Source organism: Erwinia sp. PME.40.26/001 (assembly GCF_055556675.1).
Genome location: NZ_JBVHNP010000001.1, coordinates 605306 through 622635, shown reverse-complemented (window position 1 = coordinate 622635; position 17330 = coordinate 605306). Strand labels below are relative to the sequence as shown.

17 protein-coding genes are annotated in these 17330 nt (G+C 57.7%); 11 read left to right on the top strand and 6 right to left on the bottom strand.

Annotated elements, in window-relative coordinates:
* Positions 1–111: 111 nt before the first annotated feature.
* Positions 112–753: a Vat family streptogramin A O-acetyltransferase gene (locus ACZ3HG_RS03195; protein ID WP_191932399.1), complete on the bottom strand. Its 642-nt coding sequence runs from the start codon at positions 751–753 to the stop codon at positions 112–114.
* 128 nt (positions 754–881) lie between these two features.
* On the opposite strand from ACZ3HG_RS03195, the gene ACZ3HG_RS03190 reads away from it, so the two are divergent.
* Positions 882–1673 (top strand): hypothetical protein, encoded by a 792-nt coding sequence (locus tag ACZ3HG_RS03190; protein ID WP_465331814.1) that lies wholly within the window; start codon positions 882–884, stop codon positions 1671–1673.
* A 71-nt stretch (positions 1674–1744) separates the two neighbouring features.
* On the opposite strand, the gene mqo is transcribed toward ACZ3HG_RS03190, so the two are convergent.
* Complete coding sequence (gene mqo, locus ACZ3HG_RS03185) at positions 1745–3400, bottom strand: malate dehydrogenase (quinone) (protein WP_191932397.1); 1656 nt, start codon at positions 3398–3400, stop codon at positions 1745–1747.
* Between the two features lie 352 nt (positions 3401–3752).
* Between mqo and ACZ3HG_RS03180 the strand changes: the two genes are divergently transcribed.
* From ACZ3HG_RS03180 to ACZ3HG_RS03160, 5 genes are all read left to right on the top strand, one after another.
* The gene (locus ACZ3HG_RS03180) at positions 3753–4337 is read left to right on the top strand and encodes a cytochrome b (protein ID WP_465331812.1); all 585 of its coding nucleotides are present in this window, start codon (positions 3753–3755) and stop codon (positions 4335–4337) included.
* A gap of 13 nt (positions 4338–4350) precedes the next feature.
* The gene (locus tag ACZ3HG_RS03175; protein ID WP_465331810.1) at positions 4351–4881 is read left to right on the top strand and encodes a tetratricopeptide repeat protein; all 531 of its coding nucleotides are present in this window, start codon (positions 4351–4353) and stop codon (positions 4879–4881) included.
* A gap of 26 nt (positions 4882–4907) precedes the next feature.
* Positions 4908–5423, top strand: a complete 516-nt coding sequence (locus tag ACZ3HG_RS03170; protein WP_191932394.1) for a sigma-70 family RNA polymerase sigma factor — start codon at positions 4908–4910, stop codon at positions 5421–5423.
* On the top strand, positions 5420–6217 hold the full coding sequence (locus ACZ3HG_RS03165; protein ID WP_191932393.1) for an anti-sigma factor: 798 nt from the start codon (positions 5420–5422) through the stop codon (positions 6215–6217). The genes ACZ3HG_RS03170 and ACZ3HG_RS03165 overlap by 4 nt, the downstream gene beginning before the upstream one ends.
* Positions 6218–6306: 89 nt before the next feature.
* Positions 6307–6702 carry an SgcJ/EcaC family oxidoreductase gene (locus ACZ3HG_RS03160; protein ID WP_191935870.1) on the top strand — a complete coding sequence of 132 codons (396 nt, stop codon included), beginning with the start codon at positions 6307–6309 and terminating at the stop codon, positions 6700–6702.
* Here the strand turns inward: ACZ3HG_RS03160 and ACZ3HG_RS03155 are convergent.
* Entirely contained in the window at positions 6699–8486 is a 1788-nt protein-coding gene (locus ACZ3HG_RS03155) for a sigma-54-dependent Fis family transcriptional regulator (RefSeq protein ID WP_191933094.1), read from the bottom strand. The genes ACZ3HG_RS03160 and ACZ3HG_RS03155 overlap by 4 nt on opposite strands.
* Before the next feature lie 284 nt (positions 8487–8770).
* Here ACZ3HG_RS03155 and exaC point away from each other — a divergent pair, with 284 nt between their 5' ends.
* The 3 genes from exaC (at position 8771) to ACZ3HG_RS03140 (ending at position 12444) form a co-directional block, all read left to right on the top strand.
* Positions 8771–10291: an acetaldehyde dehydrogenase ExaC gene (gene exaC, locus ACZ3HG_RS03150; protein WP_191933093.1), complete on the top strand. Its 1521-nt coding sequence runs from the start codon at positions 8771–8773 to the stop codon at positions 10289–10291.
* 26 nt (positions 10292–10317) lie between these two features.
* A complete protein-coding gene (gene adhP, locus ACZ3HG_RS03145; RefSeq protein ID WP_191932391.1) occupies positions 10318–11343 on the top strand; it encodes an alcohol dehydrogenase AdhP in 1026 nt (341 codons plus the stop codon).
* 192 nt (positions 11344–11535) lie between these two features.
* Positions 11536–12444, top strand: coding sequence for a LysR family transcriptional regulator (locus ACZ3HG_RS03140; RefSeq protein WP_465331806.1), 909 nt, complete (start codon positions 11536–11538; stop codon positions 12442–12444).
* Between the two features lie 40 nt (positions 12445–12484).
* Here ACZ3HG_RS03140 and ACZ3HG_RS03135 read toward each other — a convergent pair whose 3' ends face one another.
* Positions 12485–12658 (bottom strand): YnfU family zinc-binding protein, encoded by a 174-nt coding sequence (locus tag ACZ3HG_RS03135; RefSeq protein ID WP_274604273.1) that lies wholly within the window; start codon positions 12656–12658, stop codon positions 12485–12487.
* Positions 12659–13053: 395 nt separating this feature from the next.
* On the opposite strand from ACZ3HG_RS03135, the gene ACZ3HG_RS03130 reads away from it, so the two are divergent.
* Complete coding sequence (locus ACZ3HG_RS03130) at positions 13054–13503, top strand: DUF4385 domain-containing protein (protein WP_191932389.1); 450 nt, start codon at positions 13054–13056, stop codon at positions 13501–13503.
* A 12-nt stretch (positions 13504–13515) separates the two neighbouring features.
* Here the strand turns inward: ACZ3HG_RS03130 and ACZ3HG_RS03125 are convergent, their stop codons facing one another.
* Complete coding sequence (locus ACZ3HG_RS03125) at positions 13516–13935, bottom strand: GNAT family N-acetyltransferase (protein WP_465331804.1); 420 nt, start codon at positions 13933–13935, stop codon at positions 13516–13518.
* A gap of 232 nt (positions 13936–14167) precedes the next feature.
* On the opposite strand from ACZ3HG_RS03125, the gene ACZ3HG_RS03120 reads away from it, so the two are divergent.
* Entirely contained in the window at positions 14168–16000 is a 1833-nt protein-coding gene (locus ACZ3HG_RS03120) for a methyl-accepting chemotaxis protein (protein ID WP_465331802.1), read from the top strand.
* A gap of 48 nt (positions 16001–16048) precedes the next feature.
* Here ACZ3HG_RS03120 and ACZ3HG_RS03115 read toward each other — a convergent pair whose 3' ends face one another.
* A complete protein-coding gene (locus ACZ3HG_RS03115) occupies positions 16049–17257 on the bottom strand; it encodes a diguanylate phosphodiesterase (protein ID WP_465331800.1) in 1209 nt (402 codons plus the stop codon).
* Positions 17258–17330: the final 73 nt, after the last annotated feature.

Here is a 17330-nt window from a genome sequence, read left to right as displayed (position 1 = left end):
TAAATCAAATGCGCAAATAAGCAATAAAACAGGTGAGTACTTAGGGCTTAGGCTCGCAGCCACGTCAGCACGGAAGGGCCGACCAATGAAAAGGTCGACCCGTGAAACGTTCTATGATGCGCTCTGAAGCGCCTTTAAGCGCGCAATATCCCCGGACGTTATCGCCGCCAGATTCTGCGTGATCTTCTCTGGCGGCCAGTCCCACCAGGCAATGTTTTCCAGCTCAACAATCACTTCATCGCTGAAACGCTGACGGATCACCTTTGCCGGATTTCCTCCCACAATGCTGTACGCAGGAACATCAGACACCACCACTGAACGTGACGAGATAATCGCGCCGTTACCGAGGGTGACGCCGGGCATCACCAGGCAGTCATAACCGATCCAGACATCATTACCCACGCGGGTGTCGCCTTTATACGGCAGGTCACCGGGCTGCGGCGCAGCACTTTCCCAGCCGTTGCCGAAGATAAAGAAAGGGAAGGTAGAGAGGCCGGAGGTCTTATGATTGGCCCCATTCATGATAAATTTCACCCCGCGCGCCAGGGCGCAAAACTTACCAATAATCAGCTTATCGCCGATGAACGGGTAGTGATAGAGCACGTTGCGCTCAAAGTTCTCTGCACCTTCCGGGTCGTCGTAATAGGTGTAATCACCAATGATGATATTGGGACGGGTGACGCTGTTTTTAATAAAACAGACCTGAGGGAAGTCAGGTAAGGGATGTTTCTCGTCCGGATGGGGTCCGTACATAAAGTCCTCCTGTAGTCATAGCGTAAAGAGAGTGTAATTCAGAGGATACCGATCCGCCTAAGCTGTATTCAGGCACAGAGGGGCGTTATGATAGCTGCGCCAAATTCGGCCGAGGAGAATTCGCCATAATGTTGTATCGTTTTACGCTGGCAGCCGTCGTTGCCGCCACCACGCTGACCGGATGTGCTGCTTTTAAACCGGCGTCCACGCAGGCCCCGGTGACGGAGGCCGCCACTGCGCCCGTTGCCACCGCACAACCGGCAGAATCTGCACAGCCGGTAGAGGCTGCACAACCTGTCCCGCCTGCCCAGCCGGCAGAATCAACGCCGTCGGCAGACACCGCGCAGCCAACACCTGTCGAACAGCCGGTGCAGACGCAGCCGATCACCGCACCGGGTGCCGTTACAGAGCCCGTCACGCCAGCGGCGGCGACCACAGAGACACCGGCCAGCACGGCCGAAGCGCCAGTCACCTCACCGTCAGCCGACGCCCCCGCTGCGACCGCCAGCGCGCCGGTCCCCGTCGAAGAGACGGCACCTGCTGCGGCGGCACCGGTGAAGGACGAGAAAATTTCAGCGGCAGAAAGCACTCAGGCCGTGGCACCTTTCAGCAGCGGCCCGACGCAGATTGATGTTTCGCATATCGTGACCCGTGCAGATGATGGCTCTTCCATCACGCTAACCATTGACGGGACGGAAGCGGGGGTCCTCAAACGGGGTGAGAAACGGGTGGTATTTGTCGAACCCGGCAAGCATCAGGTGGGCGGTTACGTGCAGACGCTGTTCGGCCTGGGCCGCGTGACCATCCCGCCGGTGGAAATCACCACCGTACCCGGTAAAGTCAAAAAGGTGGCTTACTCGGTGACCCGCACCAAACCCGCTTTTACGGAAGCAACGGACAGTCAGAACAGCGCGGGATGATGTGCATCCCCGTATTCAGCGCATAAAAAAGGCCGATCCTGAGGATCGGCCTTTTTCACGTCAGAAGGCGCTTACAGTGCCATGTCGTGCTGCGGGTTGTCGGCGCGCTTCTCTGGCTGAGAAGGGGCGTCTGCCTGCTTGTTGTGATCCATATCGATAACCGGTGGCTTAACCAGCTGCAGGGTGGCGGCGGTATCATCCCACACCTGCTGAGTCAGCGCGCTGTTGCCGTTTAACTGCTGGCCATAGCTCGGCACGATAGTGCGGATCTTGCTCTGCCACTCCGGAGAGTTAAACTGCTCAGGGAACAGTTTTTTCATCACGTTCAGCGCAATAGGAGCCGCCGTGGAAGCACCCGGGGAAGCACCCAGCAGGGCCGCCAGGGTTTTCTGCTGATCGGTCACAATTTCCGTACCCAGTTTCAACACGCCGCCTTTTTCTTCATCTTTTTTGATGATCTGAACGCGCTGGCCTGCCTGAATTAACTTCCAGTCTTCTTTACGCGCGGCGGGGTAGTACTCTTTCAGTGCTTCAAAACGGTCGTTGTCATCCAGCATCACCTGACCAATCAGGTATTTCACCAGGTCGAAGTTATCCATACCAACGTGGGTCATTGGCATGAAGTTGCTGGTGGTGGTGGTGCTTAACAGATCGAACAGCGAACCATTTTTCAGGAACTTGGTGGAGAAGGTCGCGAACGGCCCAAACAGCACCACGCGTTTGCCGTCGAGGAAGCGGGCGTCCAGGTGAGGTACGGACATCGGCGGCGCGCCCACGGAAGCCTGACCGTACACTTTTTCAGTGTGCAGTTTGGTGATTTCCGGGTTCTCAGTCACCAGGAAGGAACCGCCTACCGGGAAGCCTGCGTAGTTATCCGCTTCCGGAATGCCGGTTTTCTGCAGCAGCTTCAGCGCGCCGCCACCCGCACCGATAAACACATATTTGGCATCGACTGCGTGCTCTTCACCGGTTTTGACATCGGTGATGGTCACATGCCAGGAGTTATCCGGGTTACGTTTGAAATCGGTCGCTTCAGCGGAAGTTTCCAGCTGGAAGTTTTTATCTTTCTTCAGGCTGCCGATCAGCTGACGGGTAATTTCACCGTAGTTGACGTCGGTACCCACCGGGGTCCAGGTCGCCGCGACTTTCTGCTGCGGATCGCGGCCTTGCATGGTCAGCGGTGCCCACTGTTTGATCTGATTCTGATCGGTGGAGAACTTCATGCCCTGGAACAGGGTGGTCTGCTGCAGCGCTTCATAGCGCTTGGTCAGGTAGTTAACGTTGGTGTCACCCCAGACCAGACTCATATGCGGCGTAGAGTTAATAAATGAGTGCGGGTTGTTCAGGATGCCGCGTTTGACCTGGGCCGTCCAGAACTGACGGGAAATCATAAACTGTTCGTTAATGTCCAGTGCCTTAGACACATCAATAGAACCATCCGGACGCTCGGGCGTGTAATTGAGCTCCATATTGGCGGAGTGACCTGTACCGGCATTATTCCAGCCGTTAGAGGATTCCAGCGCCACGCCGTCCAGCTTCTCTACCATCAGCTGTTTCCAGCCCGGCTGAAGTTCCTGTAACCAGGTACCCAGAGAGGCGCTCATAATACCGCCGCCGATCAGCAGGACATCGGTTTTTTCCGTGGCAGGAGTTTCAGCCCAGGTACTGGTGCACACCAGCACTGCTGACAGCGAAAGCAGGGGGATCGTTCTTTTAAAGTTAGACATATTAAATAAGGCATCAATATAGGTTAACAAATTGAGCGCATATTTTAGGCTCAATTTAACGAAAAGTTAATAACTATTTATTATATTTAAATCAAATCCCTAAATTAATTTACTTACTTAACGTTTAATTTAATTACCCTCTGAGTTTATTTACTTATAAATAGGCAAAAGCCTGTTATTCAATTATCGCGGAAAATGAAAAAACAGCAGCGGACTTTATGCCCGGGCCGGGGCAATGCCGCACACTCTCTTGCCCACGCTGTCGGCCAAAAAAGGTGACACTTTTTTCGAATAGAACACCGTCCTCAGGTGTTAACTGAACATCTTCCACTGCGACAGGAAAACCCTCGCGATGTCATTACCTCCCTCACGGCCCCTGCGTCAGCGCTATGACGCTCTGACCCTGGCGCTGCACTGGCTCACCGCCGGCAGCGTTATCTTTCTGTTTGCATCAGCGCATATCTGGGCGCTGCTGGAGCGCGGGACGCCGCTGCGTAAAGGCTTACAGTCAGTGCATATCTCCTGCGGCATTCTGCTGGCGACCGTCATGGTTATCCGTCCGCTGTGGCGTATCTTCAGCCAGCACCGGGCGCGCTTTGCCCTGCCACCTGCAGCAGGATCGCGCCTGTCACGTGTTGCCGCGCTCGCCGTCCACGGGGCGCTGTATCTTCTGCTGTTCACGCAGACAGGCCTCGGCTTTATGTTGCGCTGGGCGCAGCAGGAGCCCTTTACCTTCTTCGGTCTGTTTCATATCCCTGCGTGGATCGCCGTCGATCCCGGCCGACGCCATCAGCTGGCAGGCTGGCACGACAATGTGGCGTGGGCGCTGATTATTCTGGCGGGCGCACACGCGCTTGCCGCACTGTTCCATCACTATGTTCTGCGCGACAGCGTCCTGCGCCGAATGCTGCCCGTTCGCAACACTTCCGCTTCCTGACAGGATAACGACCATGAAAAAAATGATGTTACTGATGACGCTTCCGGCGCTGCTGTTTACCCTGCACGCACCGCTGGCGCAGGCCATGGGTGATGACAATAGCGAGAGCAAAACCCCGGACTGCCCGAAAGGTCAGGTGTATGACAGTCCCCGCAGGCAGTGCGTCGTGGAAAAAACCAGCCGCCTCAGCGATGAGGATAAAACCCGCTACGCCTACCACCTGGCGAAGAAGGGCGATTATCAGGCCGCGCTGAATCTGCTGGACAGGCTTAAAAATCCGGATACCCGCGAGGCATGGAATTATCGTGGCTATGCCACGCGGAAATCAGGGCGTACGGATGAGGGGATAGGCTATTATCAGCGCTCGATAGCGCTCGATCCACACTATGCCCGGGTACGCGAATACCTCGGTGAGGCATGGATGATCAAAGGGCGTCCTGACCTGGCGCGCGAGCAGCTGGCGGTTATTCGCTCCCTGTGCGGGGTGAACTGTGAAGAGTACCGGGATTTACAGGCGGCGATTAACGGCCACCCTGAGTCCTGAACGGCCGGCGGCCTGGAGAAGAAAACATGACCAGCAGCGAAGTCCGCCATCATCTGGCAGACCATCTTACGCGCCTGTGGCGCTACGGGATGGTGCTGTCCCGTAACAACGAGGTGGCCCGGGAGCTGGTGCAGACCACCTGCGTCCGGGCGCTTGAGCGCAGCGCACAGTTTACCCCCGGTACGCGCATCGACCGCTGGTTATTTACGCTGCTGCATTCGGTGTGGATCAACGATCTGCGCGCGCAGCGCGTGCGCCAGGGGCAGGGATTTGTCGACAGCGACGAGCTTTATGCCCCGGACACCTGGCAGCATGACGATAACCATCTGCACTATCAGCAGGTGATGCAGCGCGTGGCCAGACTGCCCGAGGCGCAGCGGAATGCCGTGTTCCTTGTCTACGTTGAAGGTTTTACCTATCAGGAAGCAGCTGACACGCTGACCGTACCGATCGGCACCATTATGAGCCGTCTGGCGGCGGCAAGGACTACGCTGGCACGAGCCGAAACCGGTACAGCGACCGTAAAGGAGAAACGCCTGTGAACAGAGAACGGTTAAGCGCCCCCTGGAGCGATGAAGCGATTACCGCGTGGCTGGACGGTGAGATGAGCGCAGACGAGATGCAGGACTTTGAGCAGCAGCTGAAGCGTGATCAGACGCTGTCCGCCCGCACCGCCGCCCTGATGAAGAGCAACCAGCCGTTTGAAGCGGCCTTTGAGCCGCTGCTGGCGGCGGCACCGGCGGCGCAGATGAAGAAAGACCTCGATCGCCTGCTGGCGCAATCGCCCGCCCCGGCAGCCACCGGACAGGTCAGCCGACGGGCGCTGATTGCCGCCTCGCTGAGTTTCCTCGCGATCGGCTCCAGCCTCGGCTATTTTGCCCGGCCCGATGGGGCGCAGCGTGAAAGCGAGAAGATCCGCGACCTGGAAGCCGGGTATATGTCCCTCTACAGCCCGCAAACGCTGGCCGACGTGGACAGCTCCGCGCCGCTGATTGCGCGGGCGCTGGAACGCACCTCGCAGCAGATGGGCCTGCAGCTCAGCGCGGAACAGCTGGCGTTACACAATGCCGCGCTGAAAAGCGTGCGGCTGCTGCGCTATGACGATACCAGCATCGTGCAGATCGCCTGGGAACATGCCCAGTGGGGGCCGGTGGCACTCTGCGTCTCGCGTGAAAAGCATGAAAATGAAACCGAGATACAGGCGGAGCGGCGTCACGGGATGAACCTTGCCTGGTGGCACGCCGGGGGATATCAGTTCGTGCTGATTGGCCGCAGTCCGGCACAACAGCTGCAACAGAGCGCCGGGAGGCTGAGGCAGGGGTTGAGCGCAGCCTGAGACAAACAGAAAAAAGGGGTAAATCCCTTGTTTTCTGGCACCGTTATGACAGGGTGAAAAACCAACCTTATCCGTCAGGAGCCATTAACGTGAATTCACACCCGATACGACGCATCATAGAAGCCTGTGACCGGGCGATCACCGCCCGGGATTTTGACAGCCTGATGGGCTGGTATGCCGCTGATGCCAGCCTGGTGGTGAAACCCGGGATGATTGTGCAGGGGCACGATGCCATTCGCCGGGCCTTTGTGGCGATTGCCGACCACTTTCAAGGCCAGCTCAGGGTAGAGCAGGGCGAGATGCAGGTCATCGAAGGCAGCGGAAACGCCCTGGTGATAATGGAAACGGTCCTGCACTATCCTGACGGCGCGGGAGGAACCGTCACCACCACGCGCCGGGCCACCTATGTCTTTCGTCAGGAGCCGGACGGCGGCTGGCTTTGCACTATCGATAACTCTTACGGCACCACGCTGCTGGACGGTTAATCTCCGCAAGACTGGCGCGCCGCCCGCCGGTAGAGCGTGCTGCGCGCCACCCCCAGTGCCTCCGCCGTTTTACTGACGTTGCCGTTAAAGCGTTGCAGCGTTGCCGCAATCAGGGCGTCGTCATGCTGTTGCAGTGCGGGGCGCGGTGGGGCAGCACAATGCTGATACTCCGGCGGCAGACTGTCCGCATCCAGCTGGGTGTCATCATCTGCCAGCGCCAGTAACACCTTCAGCACGCTGCGCAGCTGCCGGACATTTCCCGGCCACGCCTGCTGTGTCAGGGTAGCCAGCAGCCGCGGCGACAGACCGATGCCCCGCTGTTCCCCACCCATTTCCTGCCAGAGCTGCAGAATAAAGGCGGGCAGTTCCGGCCACTCGCGCAGGGGGGGCAGAGTCAGTGAAAATTCCTGCAGACGGTAGAGCAGGTCTTCGCGGAACTCACCGCTGGCGACCCGCGCGGGCAGGTTGCGGTGCGTCGCGCAGATCACAGCAAAATTTACCGGCCAGCTGCGGCTTGATCCCAGCGGAGCGACCTCTTTTTCCTGTAAAACACGCAGCAGACGGGTCTGCAGCGCCAGCGGCATATCGCCAATTTCATCCAGAAACAGCACCCCGCCGTCGGCTTCGCGAATTTTACCGATATAGCCGTTCTTGCTGGCACCGGTAAAGGCCCCCGGCTGATAGCCAAACAGTTCCGATTCGATCAGCGATTCGGGGATCGCTGCGCAGTTAATGGCAACAAATTTCCCCTGACGCCAGCGACTCTGCTGATGCAGCATCCGGCTGACATACTCTTTGCCGCTGCCGGTTTCGCCCTGTACGCAGAGAGATACCCCGGCATTCAACAGGCGCACCAGCTTATCTCCGCCGTCACGCAGCGGCAGCGGGAGAGGGCAGGCTCCGGTCTGCAGGGCAGGAACGTGGCGACGTGCCGGGGCTCGCAGGCGGAAAAAATAACGTTGTGCATCACAGGTGGTCAGGGACTGCGGGACCTGATTAGCGTGCTGTTGCAGATGCGGGAAGAGCTGCTGAAAGGTCAGGCTGCCCATCTGTTCAGCGCGCAGCGTCAGCTCACGCATCGCGACACGGTTGGCCGCCATCAGAATATTGTCAGAAAACACCAGTAACAGCTCTTCAGCCCGGTCCAGCCCCTGCAACTGCAGATGCAGGCTCATCAGCCACTGGTCAGGATGCAGGGTCTGCTTCACCCAAAGATACTCAATTTGTCTGGCTGCCTCATTGATCCATGCCAGCGTATGCGGATGGGCAAAATGCGCCGGACCGGAAATATCCAGTACCCCGGCGACCTGCCCGCCGGGGGTTTGCAGCGGAATGGCCGCGCAGTACAGGCCCTGGTTACGGGTGAGAAAATGCTGCTGACCGTCGATTTCACAGCAGTCATCAATGGCCAGCGCCGTGCCGATGGCATTGGTGCCGCGCCCGCACTCGCTCCATAAATTACCGGGTGCCAGTGCAAAACGTTCGGCTTTTTTCAGCGCCTGCATATCGCCAAAGGTGTTCAGGACCAGACCGCTGGCGTCGGAGAGGATCACCACGGCCTGCTTGTCGGCCACTTTTTCGGCGAGGGCATGGATGGCAGGCCGGGCAAACTGCTGCAGCGTGGCGTGGTGGGCCAGCACATCCGCCAGTTCCCCCTGACGCAGTCGGGGAAAATCATCGGAAAGGCGATCCAGACCGTATAGCTGGCTGCGAAACCAGGAGTCGCTCAGAAGGGGATCGGGCGCGATCGCGGAGGGAATGGCCGGTGACGAAAATCCCTGCATTGATAACCTCATACCGTCGTCAGAGTGTTGCGACATTGTAGCTATCTGGTATTCAGGGTGTTGCGATTTGCAACACAGTTGCGGAATTTCGCTCTCAAACTTCCCGTTACTGATAATAAGAACAGCCCATCCTGCTGATTTTTAACATCATTATAAACGGTGACATATCGTCCCGAAACTGGCACGCCATATGCAACAGGGATCGTTCAACCGTGACAACGTATGAACAACAGTACGGCGCGGTTGATTATCTCTCTGAGAACCCCCTACAAGAGGATTTTGCGATGCGTTATTCCCATCCCGGCACGCCCGGAGCCCTGGTGTCCTTTAAGGCCGCCTACGGCAACTTCATTGATGGCAAATTCGTCGAACCGCTGAGCGGCCAGTATTTTATGAATACCTCGCCGGTGAACGGCAGTGACATTGCACAGTTTCCACGTTCCGATGCCCGTGATATTGACGCCGCGCTGGATGCCGCACACCGTGCAGCGGACGCCTGGGGAAAAACCAGCGTTCAGCACCGTTCCAACCTGCTGTTGCAGCTGGCGGACCGGATCGAAGCGAACCTGGAATACCTGGCTGTGGCAGAGAGCTGGGACAACGGGAAACCGATCCGCGAAACCCTCAATGCGGACCTGCCGCTGGCCGTGGATCACTTCCGCTACTTCGCCGGATGTCTGCGCGCGCAGGAAGGCAGCGCCGCCGAGATTGATGAGAAAACCGTTGCTTATCACTTCCACGAACCGCTGGGCGTGGTCGGGCAGATTATCCCGTGGAACTTCCCGCTGCTGATGGCGGCCTGGAAGCTGGCCCCGGCGCTGGCAGCCGGTAACTGCGTGGTGCTGAAGCCCGCTGAACAGACACCGCTGGCGATCACGCTGCTGCTGGAACTGGTCGGGGATCTCTTCCCGCCCGGGGTGCTCAATGTCGTGCAGGGCTTTGGCCGGGAAGCCGGAGAAGCCCTGGCCACCAGCCGGCGTATCGCCAAGATTGCCTTTACCGGTTCAACGCCGGTAGGCCGCCATATTATGGCCTGTGCGGCGGAAAACATCATTCCCTGCACCGTGGAGCTGGGCGGTAAATCACCGAACATTTACTTTGCCGATGTGATGAACGGGGAGCCTGATTTCATTGATAAAGCGGTAGAAGGGCTGGTGCTGGGCTTCTTCAACCAGGGCGAAGTCTGCACCTGCCCGTCACGCGCCCTGATCCATGAAGCGATCTATGCACCCTTTATGGAAAAAGTGATGGCAAAAGTCGCCACCATCAAACGCGGTGACCCGCTGGACACAGAGACGATGATCGGGGCGCAGGCATCACGCCAGCAGTTCGATAAGATCCTCTCCTACATCGATATCGCCCGCCTGGAAGGCGGCAAAATTCTCACAGGTGGTGAACGCGCCAGCCTGGGCCCGGAGCTGGACAGCGGCTACTACATCCAGCCGACGCTTATCCAGGGGGATAACCAGATGCGCTGTTTCCAGGAGGAGATTTTCGGGCCGGTGATTGGCGTGACGCGCTTCCGGGATGAAGCGGAGGCGCTGGCCATCGCCAATGAAACCCAGTTTGGCCTGGGGGCGGGCATCTGGACGCGCGACTCGAATCTCGCCTATCGCATGGGCCGCAGCATCAAGGCCGGACGCGTGTGGACTAACTGTTATCACATATACCCGGCTCACGCCGCCTTTGGCGGTTACAAGCAGTCGGGCGTCGGGCGCGAGACGCACAAGATGGCACTGAACGCCTATCAGCAAACTAAAAACCTGCTGGTCAGCTATGACACAGCACCGTTAGGGCTGTTTTAAGCCTGTTTTCCCGTAAGGAGTGCATAATGAAAACCATGAAAGCTGCCGTCGTGAAAGCCTTTGGTCAGCCGTTAGTGATTGAACAGGTGCCGATCCCCGAGGTGGGACCGGGTCAGCTGCTGGTCAAAGTCATCGCTACCGGCGTCTGCCATACCGACCTGCACGCCGCCGAAGGTGACTGGCCGGTCAAGCCGCAGCCGCCGTTTATTCCGGGGCATGAGGGTGTCGGGTATGTGGTGGCGGTCGGCGAAGGCGTCAAACATATTAAAGAGGGCGACCGCGTGGGCGTACCGTGGCTCTACTCCGCCTGCGGCCACTGCGAACACTGCCTGGACAGCTGGGAAACCCTCTGCCATTCGCAGCAAAACGCCGGTTATTCGGTGAACGGCAGCTTTGCCGAGTACTGCCTGGCCGATGCTAACTATGTCGGGATCCTGCCGGACAATATCGATTTTAATGAAATTGCCCCCATTCTGTGTGCCGGTGTCACGGTCTATAAAGGACTGAAAATGACCGAAGCCAAAGCCGGGGACTGGGTCGTGGTGTCCGGTATCGGCGGGCTTGGCCATATGGCGGTTCAGTACGCGGTGGCCATGGGCTTTAACGTGGCGGCAGTCGATATTGATGATGACAAACTGGCCTTTGCCAGACGACTGGGGGCCAGCGTCACGGCCAACGCCCGCAACGTTGACCCGGCGAAGGTGTTTAAAGAGGCGTTCGGCGGCGCACACGGCGTACTGGTCACGGCCGTCTCGCCCAAAGCCTTTGAGCAGGCCATTGGCACACTGCGCCGCGGCGGAACCATGGTGCTGAACGGGCTGCCGCCGGGCAAGTTTGACCTGTCGATTTTCGATATGGTGCTGGATGGCATTACCGTGCGCGGGTCGATTGTGGGTACGCGTAAGGACCTGCAGGAAGCTCTGGACTTCGCCGGTCGCCACAAGGTGGCGGCGAATATCGCCGTCGAGCCGCTGGCCAATATCAACGATATTTTTGCCCGCATGCATGCCGGTAAAATTGAGGGGCGTATCGTTATCGATCTGGCTCTGTAGCCCGGCCGGCCGGGCCACCTCCGGCCGCCATCACAGGCACGGCAGCGCGCTGTGCCTGTTCGCAAACCACCCACTTTCAGTGCTATCATCGGGCGGATGTTTCCCTGGTATAAAACCCGCTTATGACGCTGACCCTGCAGGATACTGAGCACTTGATGGCACCGACTGGCTTTGCGGCGAGCGTGCGCTGAGATGGCTGAAGCTGATTTGAACTTGCTGATCGCCCTGGACGTCCTGCTGGCCGAAGTCAGCGTGGCGGCGGCTGCGCGCCGTCTGGGGCTCAGTGCCTCCGCCATGAGCCGCACCCTGAGCCGCCTGCGCAGCGTGACCGGCGATCCGCTGCTGGTGCGGGCGGGGCGGCAGATGGTGCTGACGCCCCGGGCCGAAGCCCTGCGTGAAAGCACCCGGGGTGCCGTAACCGAAGCCCGTGCCGTGCTGCGGCCCGCCAGTACGACGCTGGAACCGGCCACCCTCGATCGTGAGTTCACCCTGCGCGCCAACGACGGCTTTGTGGAAGCCTTTGGTCCGGCGCTGATCGCCGCAACCGCCAGCGCAGCCCCTCTGGTGCGGCTGCGGTTTGCTCCAAAACCGCAAAAGAGCGTAAAGCCGCTGCGAGAAGGTCTGGTGGATATTGAAATTGGCGTCGCCGGAGAGATGGGCCCGGAAATTCGCCTTCAGGCGCTGTTTCGCGATCGTTTCGTCGGCGTGGTCCGCCGGGATCATCCGCTGGCGCAGCAGGCGGACGTCAGCGTCACTCAGTATACGGCTTATGGCCATGTCGTGGCCTCACGCAGCGGCCGCAGCACGGGGCCGGTGGATGCGTCGCTGGCGGAACTGGGCCTGCAGCGCAAGGTGCAGGCCGTGGTGCCGGGCTTTCCCGCCGCACTGGCGGTGGCCCGGGCCTCTGACCTGGTGGCGCTGGTGCCGGCATCCTTTTTAATTAATCAGCCGGAGGGCTGGCTGGCGATGTTTGAACTGCCGGTGAAAACTGCCCCCATTACCGTGTCGCAGATGTGGCACCCGCGATCGGAGGTCGACCCCGCCCACCGCTGGCTACGGCAGTTGCTGCTCACCGTTTGCCGTCAGCACGTTCCTTTGTGACAGTGTCACACTAAGCCGTCTGCGTCGGCAAATCGCAAGGTCAGGAATGGGGAACGACAAACAGGGATTTGCAGGCGGGGCAGAGCAGCGTTTTTTGTTGACGAATTTTGATCGCAGCATGGGATGAGCGATGCCCGCAAACCGGACACACGGCCTGGGTAGTTGACGCCGTGGCGCTGGTTAAGCGCTTCATAACATCATTGATAAATGACATAAAACCTCACTGACTGGCGGTGAATATTATTGCTGCGAGAGTGCCGCTGACGGTTCCCTGGCCGGAAATAAACAACCTTTCGACATGCCAGAGGAGCCGGTTATTGCCGGGAACCAGCAGAAAACGCGCCCGGCCTGAGTGCCGACACTTTATACCGACAGAAGCACAGTGTCCGGTTAAACGCGCCAAATAATGTACAACGCCGCAATGTCTGTTTTATTTAGCGTTGCCTTCTTTAGTGCGCCGCTTTGCGCTGCTAATCAGCAGATATCACTATCGCCTGTACCCTAACCAGCATCACTGTCTGAGTTATTCCGCGTGCGTCTGGCGGCAAAGCCGTTCAGCCTGTGCCAGGCTGGATAAACGAACGAGGCTAATTTAGCTAAGGAACGGAGATGAAGGCGTTTGACTACCAGAAGGACTACACACAGCTCGACTGCCGCAGGCATCCGGAACACTACCAGGTCGGGCGCGGGGAGCAGGGCGTACTGATGGTGGAGCCCTATAAAGGGGAGATCCTGCCGCACTGGCGTTTTAAAACGGTGGCGATAGCGGAAGCCTCCGCTAAAAAGATTATGGCAATGTTTGAAGACTACCGGAATAACGACGATTTTGTTGGCATGGACATGGCCCGCAAATTTATTCAGATGGGTTACACGCGCGCCCGCCGCTATGCCAACCATCAGGGCGGTAAGAAATACGACGCTGACGGAAATATTCTGCCTTATACCCTGAATGAAGAGAAAGCCGCTGCGGCCGCCGTGTTTAAAGCCTGCTGGGACAGTATTCGCGCCGATAAAGATTACCTGGCGCGCAGGAAAAAACATCAGCAACAGTATGGATAATACTGGCAGGGGCTACACCAGACATTTAGTCAGATAATATCGCTGTATGCCCGGGTCGGGAAAATCCGCTAAGGTCATCTGCAACTGATAGCCCTGTTTTTGATAAAAGGGCAGCGCCTGAAAGCTGAAGGTATCCACCAGTGCCTGGCGCGTCCCTTTTTTAATCCCTTCGCGCTCCGCCGTGTGGAGCAGCGTCGCCCCCAGCCCGCTGCCTCTGGCCGCTTCGCTGACCCACAGGTATTCAACATTCAGCCACAGCCCGACTCTGGAAGCGATCAGCCCGCCCAGAAGGACGCCGTTATCACCGCGACTAAACAAGCCAAGATCGCCCCAGTTATCTTTATTGATAAACTGGCGGTTATAGCTTCTTAATCCGGCCAGCAAATCCTCTTTGTCCGACTCTGAAATATGTTCAACAACGGTTACATTCATGAGTCACCTTATACGCAGGAATAAAAAAGACAGAGCAGTGGCCGGTAAACATAGTCGGGAATTCAGGATAATAACAGGAAAAAAAAGAATTTTTTGTTAACTCAGTGGCAATAACAAATTGTTACCAATAGGTGATAGTAAAGTAACTAAATAAACTATTTCTCGCCCCTGCGCTGCCGATAACTGAGCGATTTACTAAAACAAGCGTCGTTCAACAAAGGAAGTTTATTTAATGAAAAAGTTGTTTTTTTACTTTGAGAATATGGCCGTTGGAAAAAAGTTAATGTCAGGTTTTGGCCTGGTTCTGATCCTGAGTATTGCCGTGGCACTCTGCGGGATCAAAAGTCTGGATGATATTGGCGATCGCGCCGGTAAAGTGCGGATGTTGAAAATACTGACCGATCAGTTTGCTTTAGCGAAAGATTCCCGCCTGCAATATATCAAAACACACGATGAGCAATTTATCAGCGCCAACGACCGGCACCTGCAGGAGGTTGAGGCGCAGATTAATGAACTGAAACAGCGCCACTGGAGCGGGGAAAAACGAGCGCAGCTCGACAGCCTGACCGGCTATATCGCGACCTATCGCGATAAACGCGCGGAAACGGTGCTGGAAACCCAGAAGCGCAGCCAGATCGCCTCTGCGCTGTCCGTCAGCAAAGAAAGAGACACGATAGCCGGTCTTTCTGCCGCATATGCCGGTCAGCCCGAGTTTGCTGCGCCCGCAGCGGCCCTGGCGGAGTCGGTTAAACATCTTGATGGCGTCGCGACCCGCCTGACGCTGCTGGAACTGCAGAACAGTGAAGCGGCGCAAGATTCACTGGCAGGCTTTATAACTGAATCGATTCAGTTATTGCAGGCGGTGGCACCTCAACTGAGGCCCACAGAGCGTGAGCGTCTGGAGTCCGTCGTCGCTACGCTGGAGATGAAAAAACCACAGGTCGCCAGCTATCGCACTTCATTCCTGGCGGAACAGGAAGCCACCCGGTCACTGGCAGCAGCCGGACTCAAGCTCACTTCGATTAGCGCACAGCTGTTCGAACAGGAAATTGATGCCACCCAGGAGGATATCCGGCAGGCGGTTGTCTGGATGGTGGCAATCCTGCTGACCGCCGTAGTGACCGGCATTGTGATTGCGATGGTGATCACCCGCCAGATCACCCGTCCGCTGTCATCCATTCTGACATTCACCCGGCGCATTGCCTCCGGCGATCTCAGTATGAATATGGCCACCACGCGGCGTGACGAGATGGGTAAACTGATGAATGCAGTCGGCGGTATGAATGACGACCTGCGCCGCATTATCAGTGATATCCGCAACGGCGTCTCACAGGTCAATCTGGCCTCTGCTGAGATTGCAGCGGGTAATGAGGATCTCTCGTCAAGGACGGAACAGCAGGCCGCAGCGCTGGAGCAAACGGCCGCCAGCATGGAACAGCTGACCGCCACCGTGAAAAATAACGTGCAGAATATCCATCACTCCACCAGCCTGGCGCAAACCACCGCGTCTATTGCCAATAAAGGCGGCAGTATCGTCACTCAGGTGACGGAAACGATGCGCGCCATTACCGCCAGCTCAGTGAAAATTAATGACATCACTACCGTCATTAACAGCATTGCCTTCCAGACCAATATTCTGGCGCTGAATGCTGCCGTTGAAGCGGCGCGGGCGGGCGAGCAGGGACGGGGCTTTGCCGTGGTAGCGACGGAAGTCAGAAACCTGGCCCAGCGCAGCGCAGAGGCCGCCAAAGAGATTGGCACGCTGATCGAGGCGTCGGTAAAACAGATCGACTCCGGCGCGGTGCTGGTGGAGCAGGCCGGTGGAACCATGCGTGACATTGTCACTTCAGCCGAGAACGTTACCGGCATTCTTAATGAGATCGCGCAGGCCTCTGATGAGCAGAACAGCGGTATTTCGCAGGTTGGCGTAGCCATTACCGAAATGGATAACGTTACGCAGCAAAATGCCGCCCTGGTGGAACAGTCTTCTTCAGCGGCGAATGCCCTGCGCGATCAGGCAGAAAGCCTGTTGAATTCAGTATCACGCTTTACCACCCACGCCTGACGGAGGGCCACGAAAAAGCCCGGTGCGCCAGCACCGGGCCTGACCGGATCAGCTGAGATGGGGCCAGGCCACCGCCGGGATGCCGTTCAGCAGCGGCCGGGCAAACAGATATCCCTGAAAGTGGTGGATCCCTGCCGCTTCCAGCCAGCGCCACTCGGCGGCCGTCTCCACCCCTTCCGCTACCACGGTGATCTCCAGCGATGCGCAGCAGTTGACGATGGCTCTGACAATCGCCTGTTTCGGCCCATTGGTCTGAATCGACTCAATCAGGCTGCGGTCAATCTTCAGTTTTTCTGGCTGCAGCCTGGCCAGCAGGGAGAGGCCGGCAAAACCCGCACCAAAGTCATCAATCGCCAGGCCAATCCCGGCATAGCGCAGCTGGTGAATAGCCTTTTCAAATTCATCAAACCGCGAGATAAACTCATCTTCGGTCACTTCCACGATCACCTGTTCCGGCTCCAGCCCGTGCCGCGTAATCTGCTCCAGCAATATATCTACGGCTGAAGGCACCAGCACCAGCGACATGGGGCGCAGATTCACCGCGATCTGCGCGTGGCCGATATCCAGCTGACTGGCGAGAGCAAAGGCCGCATTCTTGGCATGCAGATCCGCCTCATACAGCTTATCCGCGGGGAGCGCGGCAAAATAATCCGCCGGGGAGCCGCCAGACGGGCTGCGGATCAGGGCCTCCAGATAGCCGATGCTGCGGGCACCAGGATTCACCACCGGCTGCAGAGCAAACTGACAGGGTTCGCCGTCAGGAGCGAAAGTCCGCTTCTGCATGGCGTCCGCTTCAGCGGTGAACCGCCACTCAGCGCTGTCATCGGGGAGCGACAGGTGATTCTTTCGCGGTCCGGTAACAAAGGTTTTGATAAATTTGAACACCCGGTCGCCATAATTCAGCGGATATTTAGCGGTGCCGCGGCTGAGGACGTTGTCCAGGATCCGCTCAGAGGTGAGATTGCGCATATCGATCACCTCCATGCCCAGCCTGCCGAACCGACGCTCAGGGGCATAATCACGCATCAGCTGCACAATCTGCGTGTGTCGTGGATCGGTACGTACGCGGTTATACACCCTGTCAATGGCCTCAGCGGGGCCTTCGAGGATCTGAAAAAAATAGTCACCATCAAACAGCAAGATACCGGTGACGCTGACCGTTTCATTAAAGCGCTGCGCTTTTCCCGCCAGCTGGGCCAGAAAATGTACGCTGACGCTGCGACACAGGCGACTACGGTAAATAAGCGTCGTTAACATGCGTTCCTGACCTGGTTGACGTGAGAAGGGCGTTAGTTACAGTTGAATTTATCGCAGAGTGATTGTTGGTCGC

Excerpts from the sequence above, each read along its gene's own strand:
- ACZ3HG_RS03195 (WP_191932399.1), bottom strand. The coding sequence starts at position 753 with ATGTACGGACCCCATCCGGACGAGAAACATCCCTTACCTGACTTCCCT.
- ACZ3HG_RS03190 (WP_465331814.1), top strand. The coding sequence starts at position 882 with ATGTTGTATCGTTTTACGCTGGCAGCCGTCGTTGCCGCCACCACGCTG.
- mqo (WP_191932397.1), bottom strand. The coding sequence starts at position 3,400 with ATGTCTAACTTTAAAAGAACGATCCCCCTGCTTTCGCTGTCAGCAGTG.
- ACZ3HG_RS03180 (WP_465331812.1), top strand. The coding sequence starts at position 3,753 with ATGTCATTACCTCCCTCACGGCCCCTGCGTCAGCGCTATGACGCTCTG.
- ACZ3HG_RS03175 (WP_465331810.1), top strand. The coding sequence starts at position 4,351 with ATGAAAAAAATGATGTTACTGATGACGCTTCCGGCGCTGCTGTTTACC.
- ACZ3HG_RS03170 (WP_191932394.1), top strand. The coding sequence starts at position 4,908 with ATGACCAGCAGCGAAGTCCGCCATCATCTGGCAGACCATCTTACGCGC.
- ACZ3HG_RS03155 (WP_191933094.1), bottom strand. The coding sequence starts at position 8,486 with ATGCAGGGATTTTCGTCACCGGCCATTCCCTCCGCGATCGCGCCCGAT.
- exaC (WP_191933093.1), top strand. The coding sequence starts at position 8,771 with ATGCGTTATTCCCATCCCGGCACGCCCGGAGCCCTGGTGTCCTTTAAG.
- adhP (WP_191932391.1), top strand. The coding sequence starts at position 10,318 with ATGAAAACCATGAAAGCTGCCGTCGTGAAAGCCTTTGGTCAGCCGTTA.
- ACZ3HG_RS03140 (WP_465331806.1), top strand. The coding sequence starts at position 11,536 with ATGGCTGAAGCTGATTTGAACTTGCTGATCGCCCTGGACGTCCTGCTG.
- ACZ3HG_RS03135 (WP_274604273.1), bottom strand. The coding sequence starts at position 12,658 with ATGTCATTTATCAATGATGTTATGAAGCGCTTAACCAGCGCCACGGCG.
- ACZ3HG_RS03130 (WP_191932389.1), top strand. The coding sequence starts at position 13,054 with ATGAAGGCGTTTGACTACCAGAAGGACTACACACAGCTCGACTGCCGC.
- ACZ3HG_RS03125 (WP_465331804.1), bottom strand. The coding sequence starts at position 13,935 with ATGAATGTAACCGTTGTTGAACATATTTCAGAGTCGGACAAAGAGGAT.
- ACZ3HG_RS03120 (WP_465331802.1), top strand. The coding sequence starts at position 14,168 with ATGAAAAAGTTGTTTTTTTACTTTGAGAATATGGCCGTTGGAAAAAAG.
- ACZ3HG_RS03115 (WP_465331800.1), bottom strand. The coding sequence starts at position 17,257 with ATGTTAACGACGCTTATTTACCGTAGTCGCCTGTGTCGCAGCGTCAGC.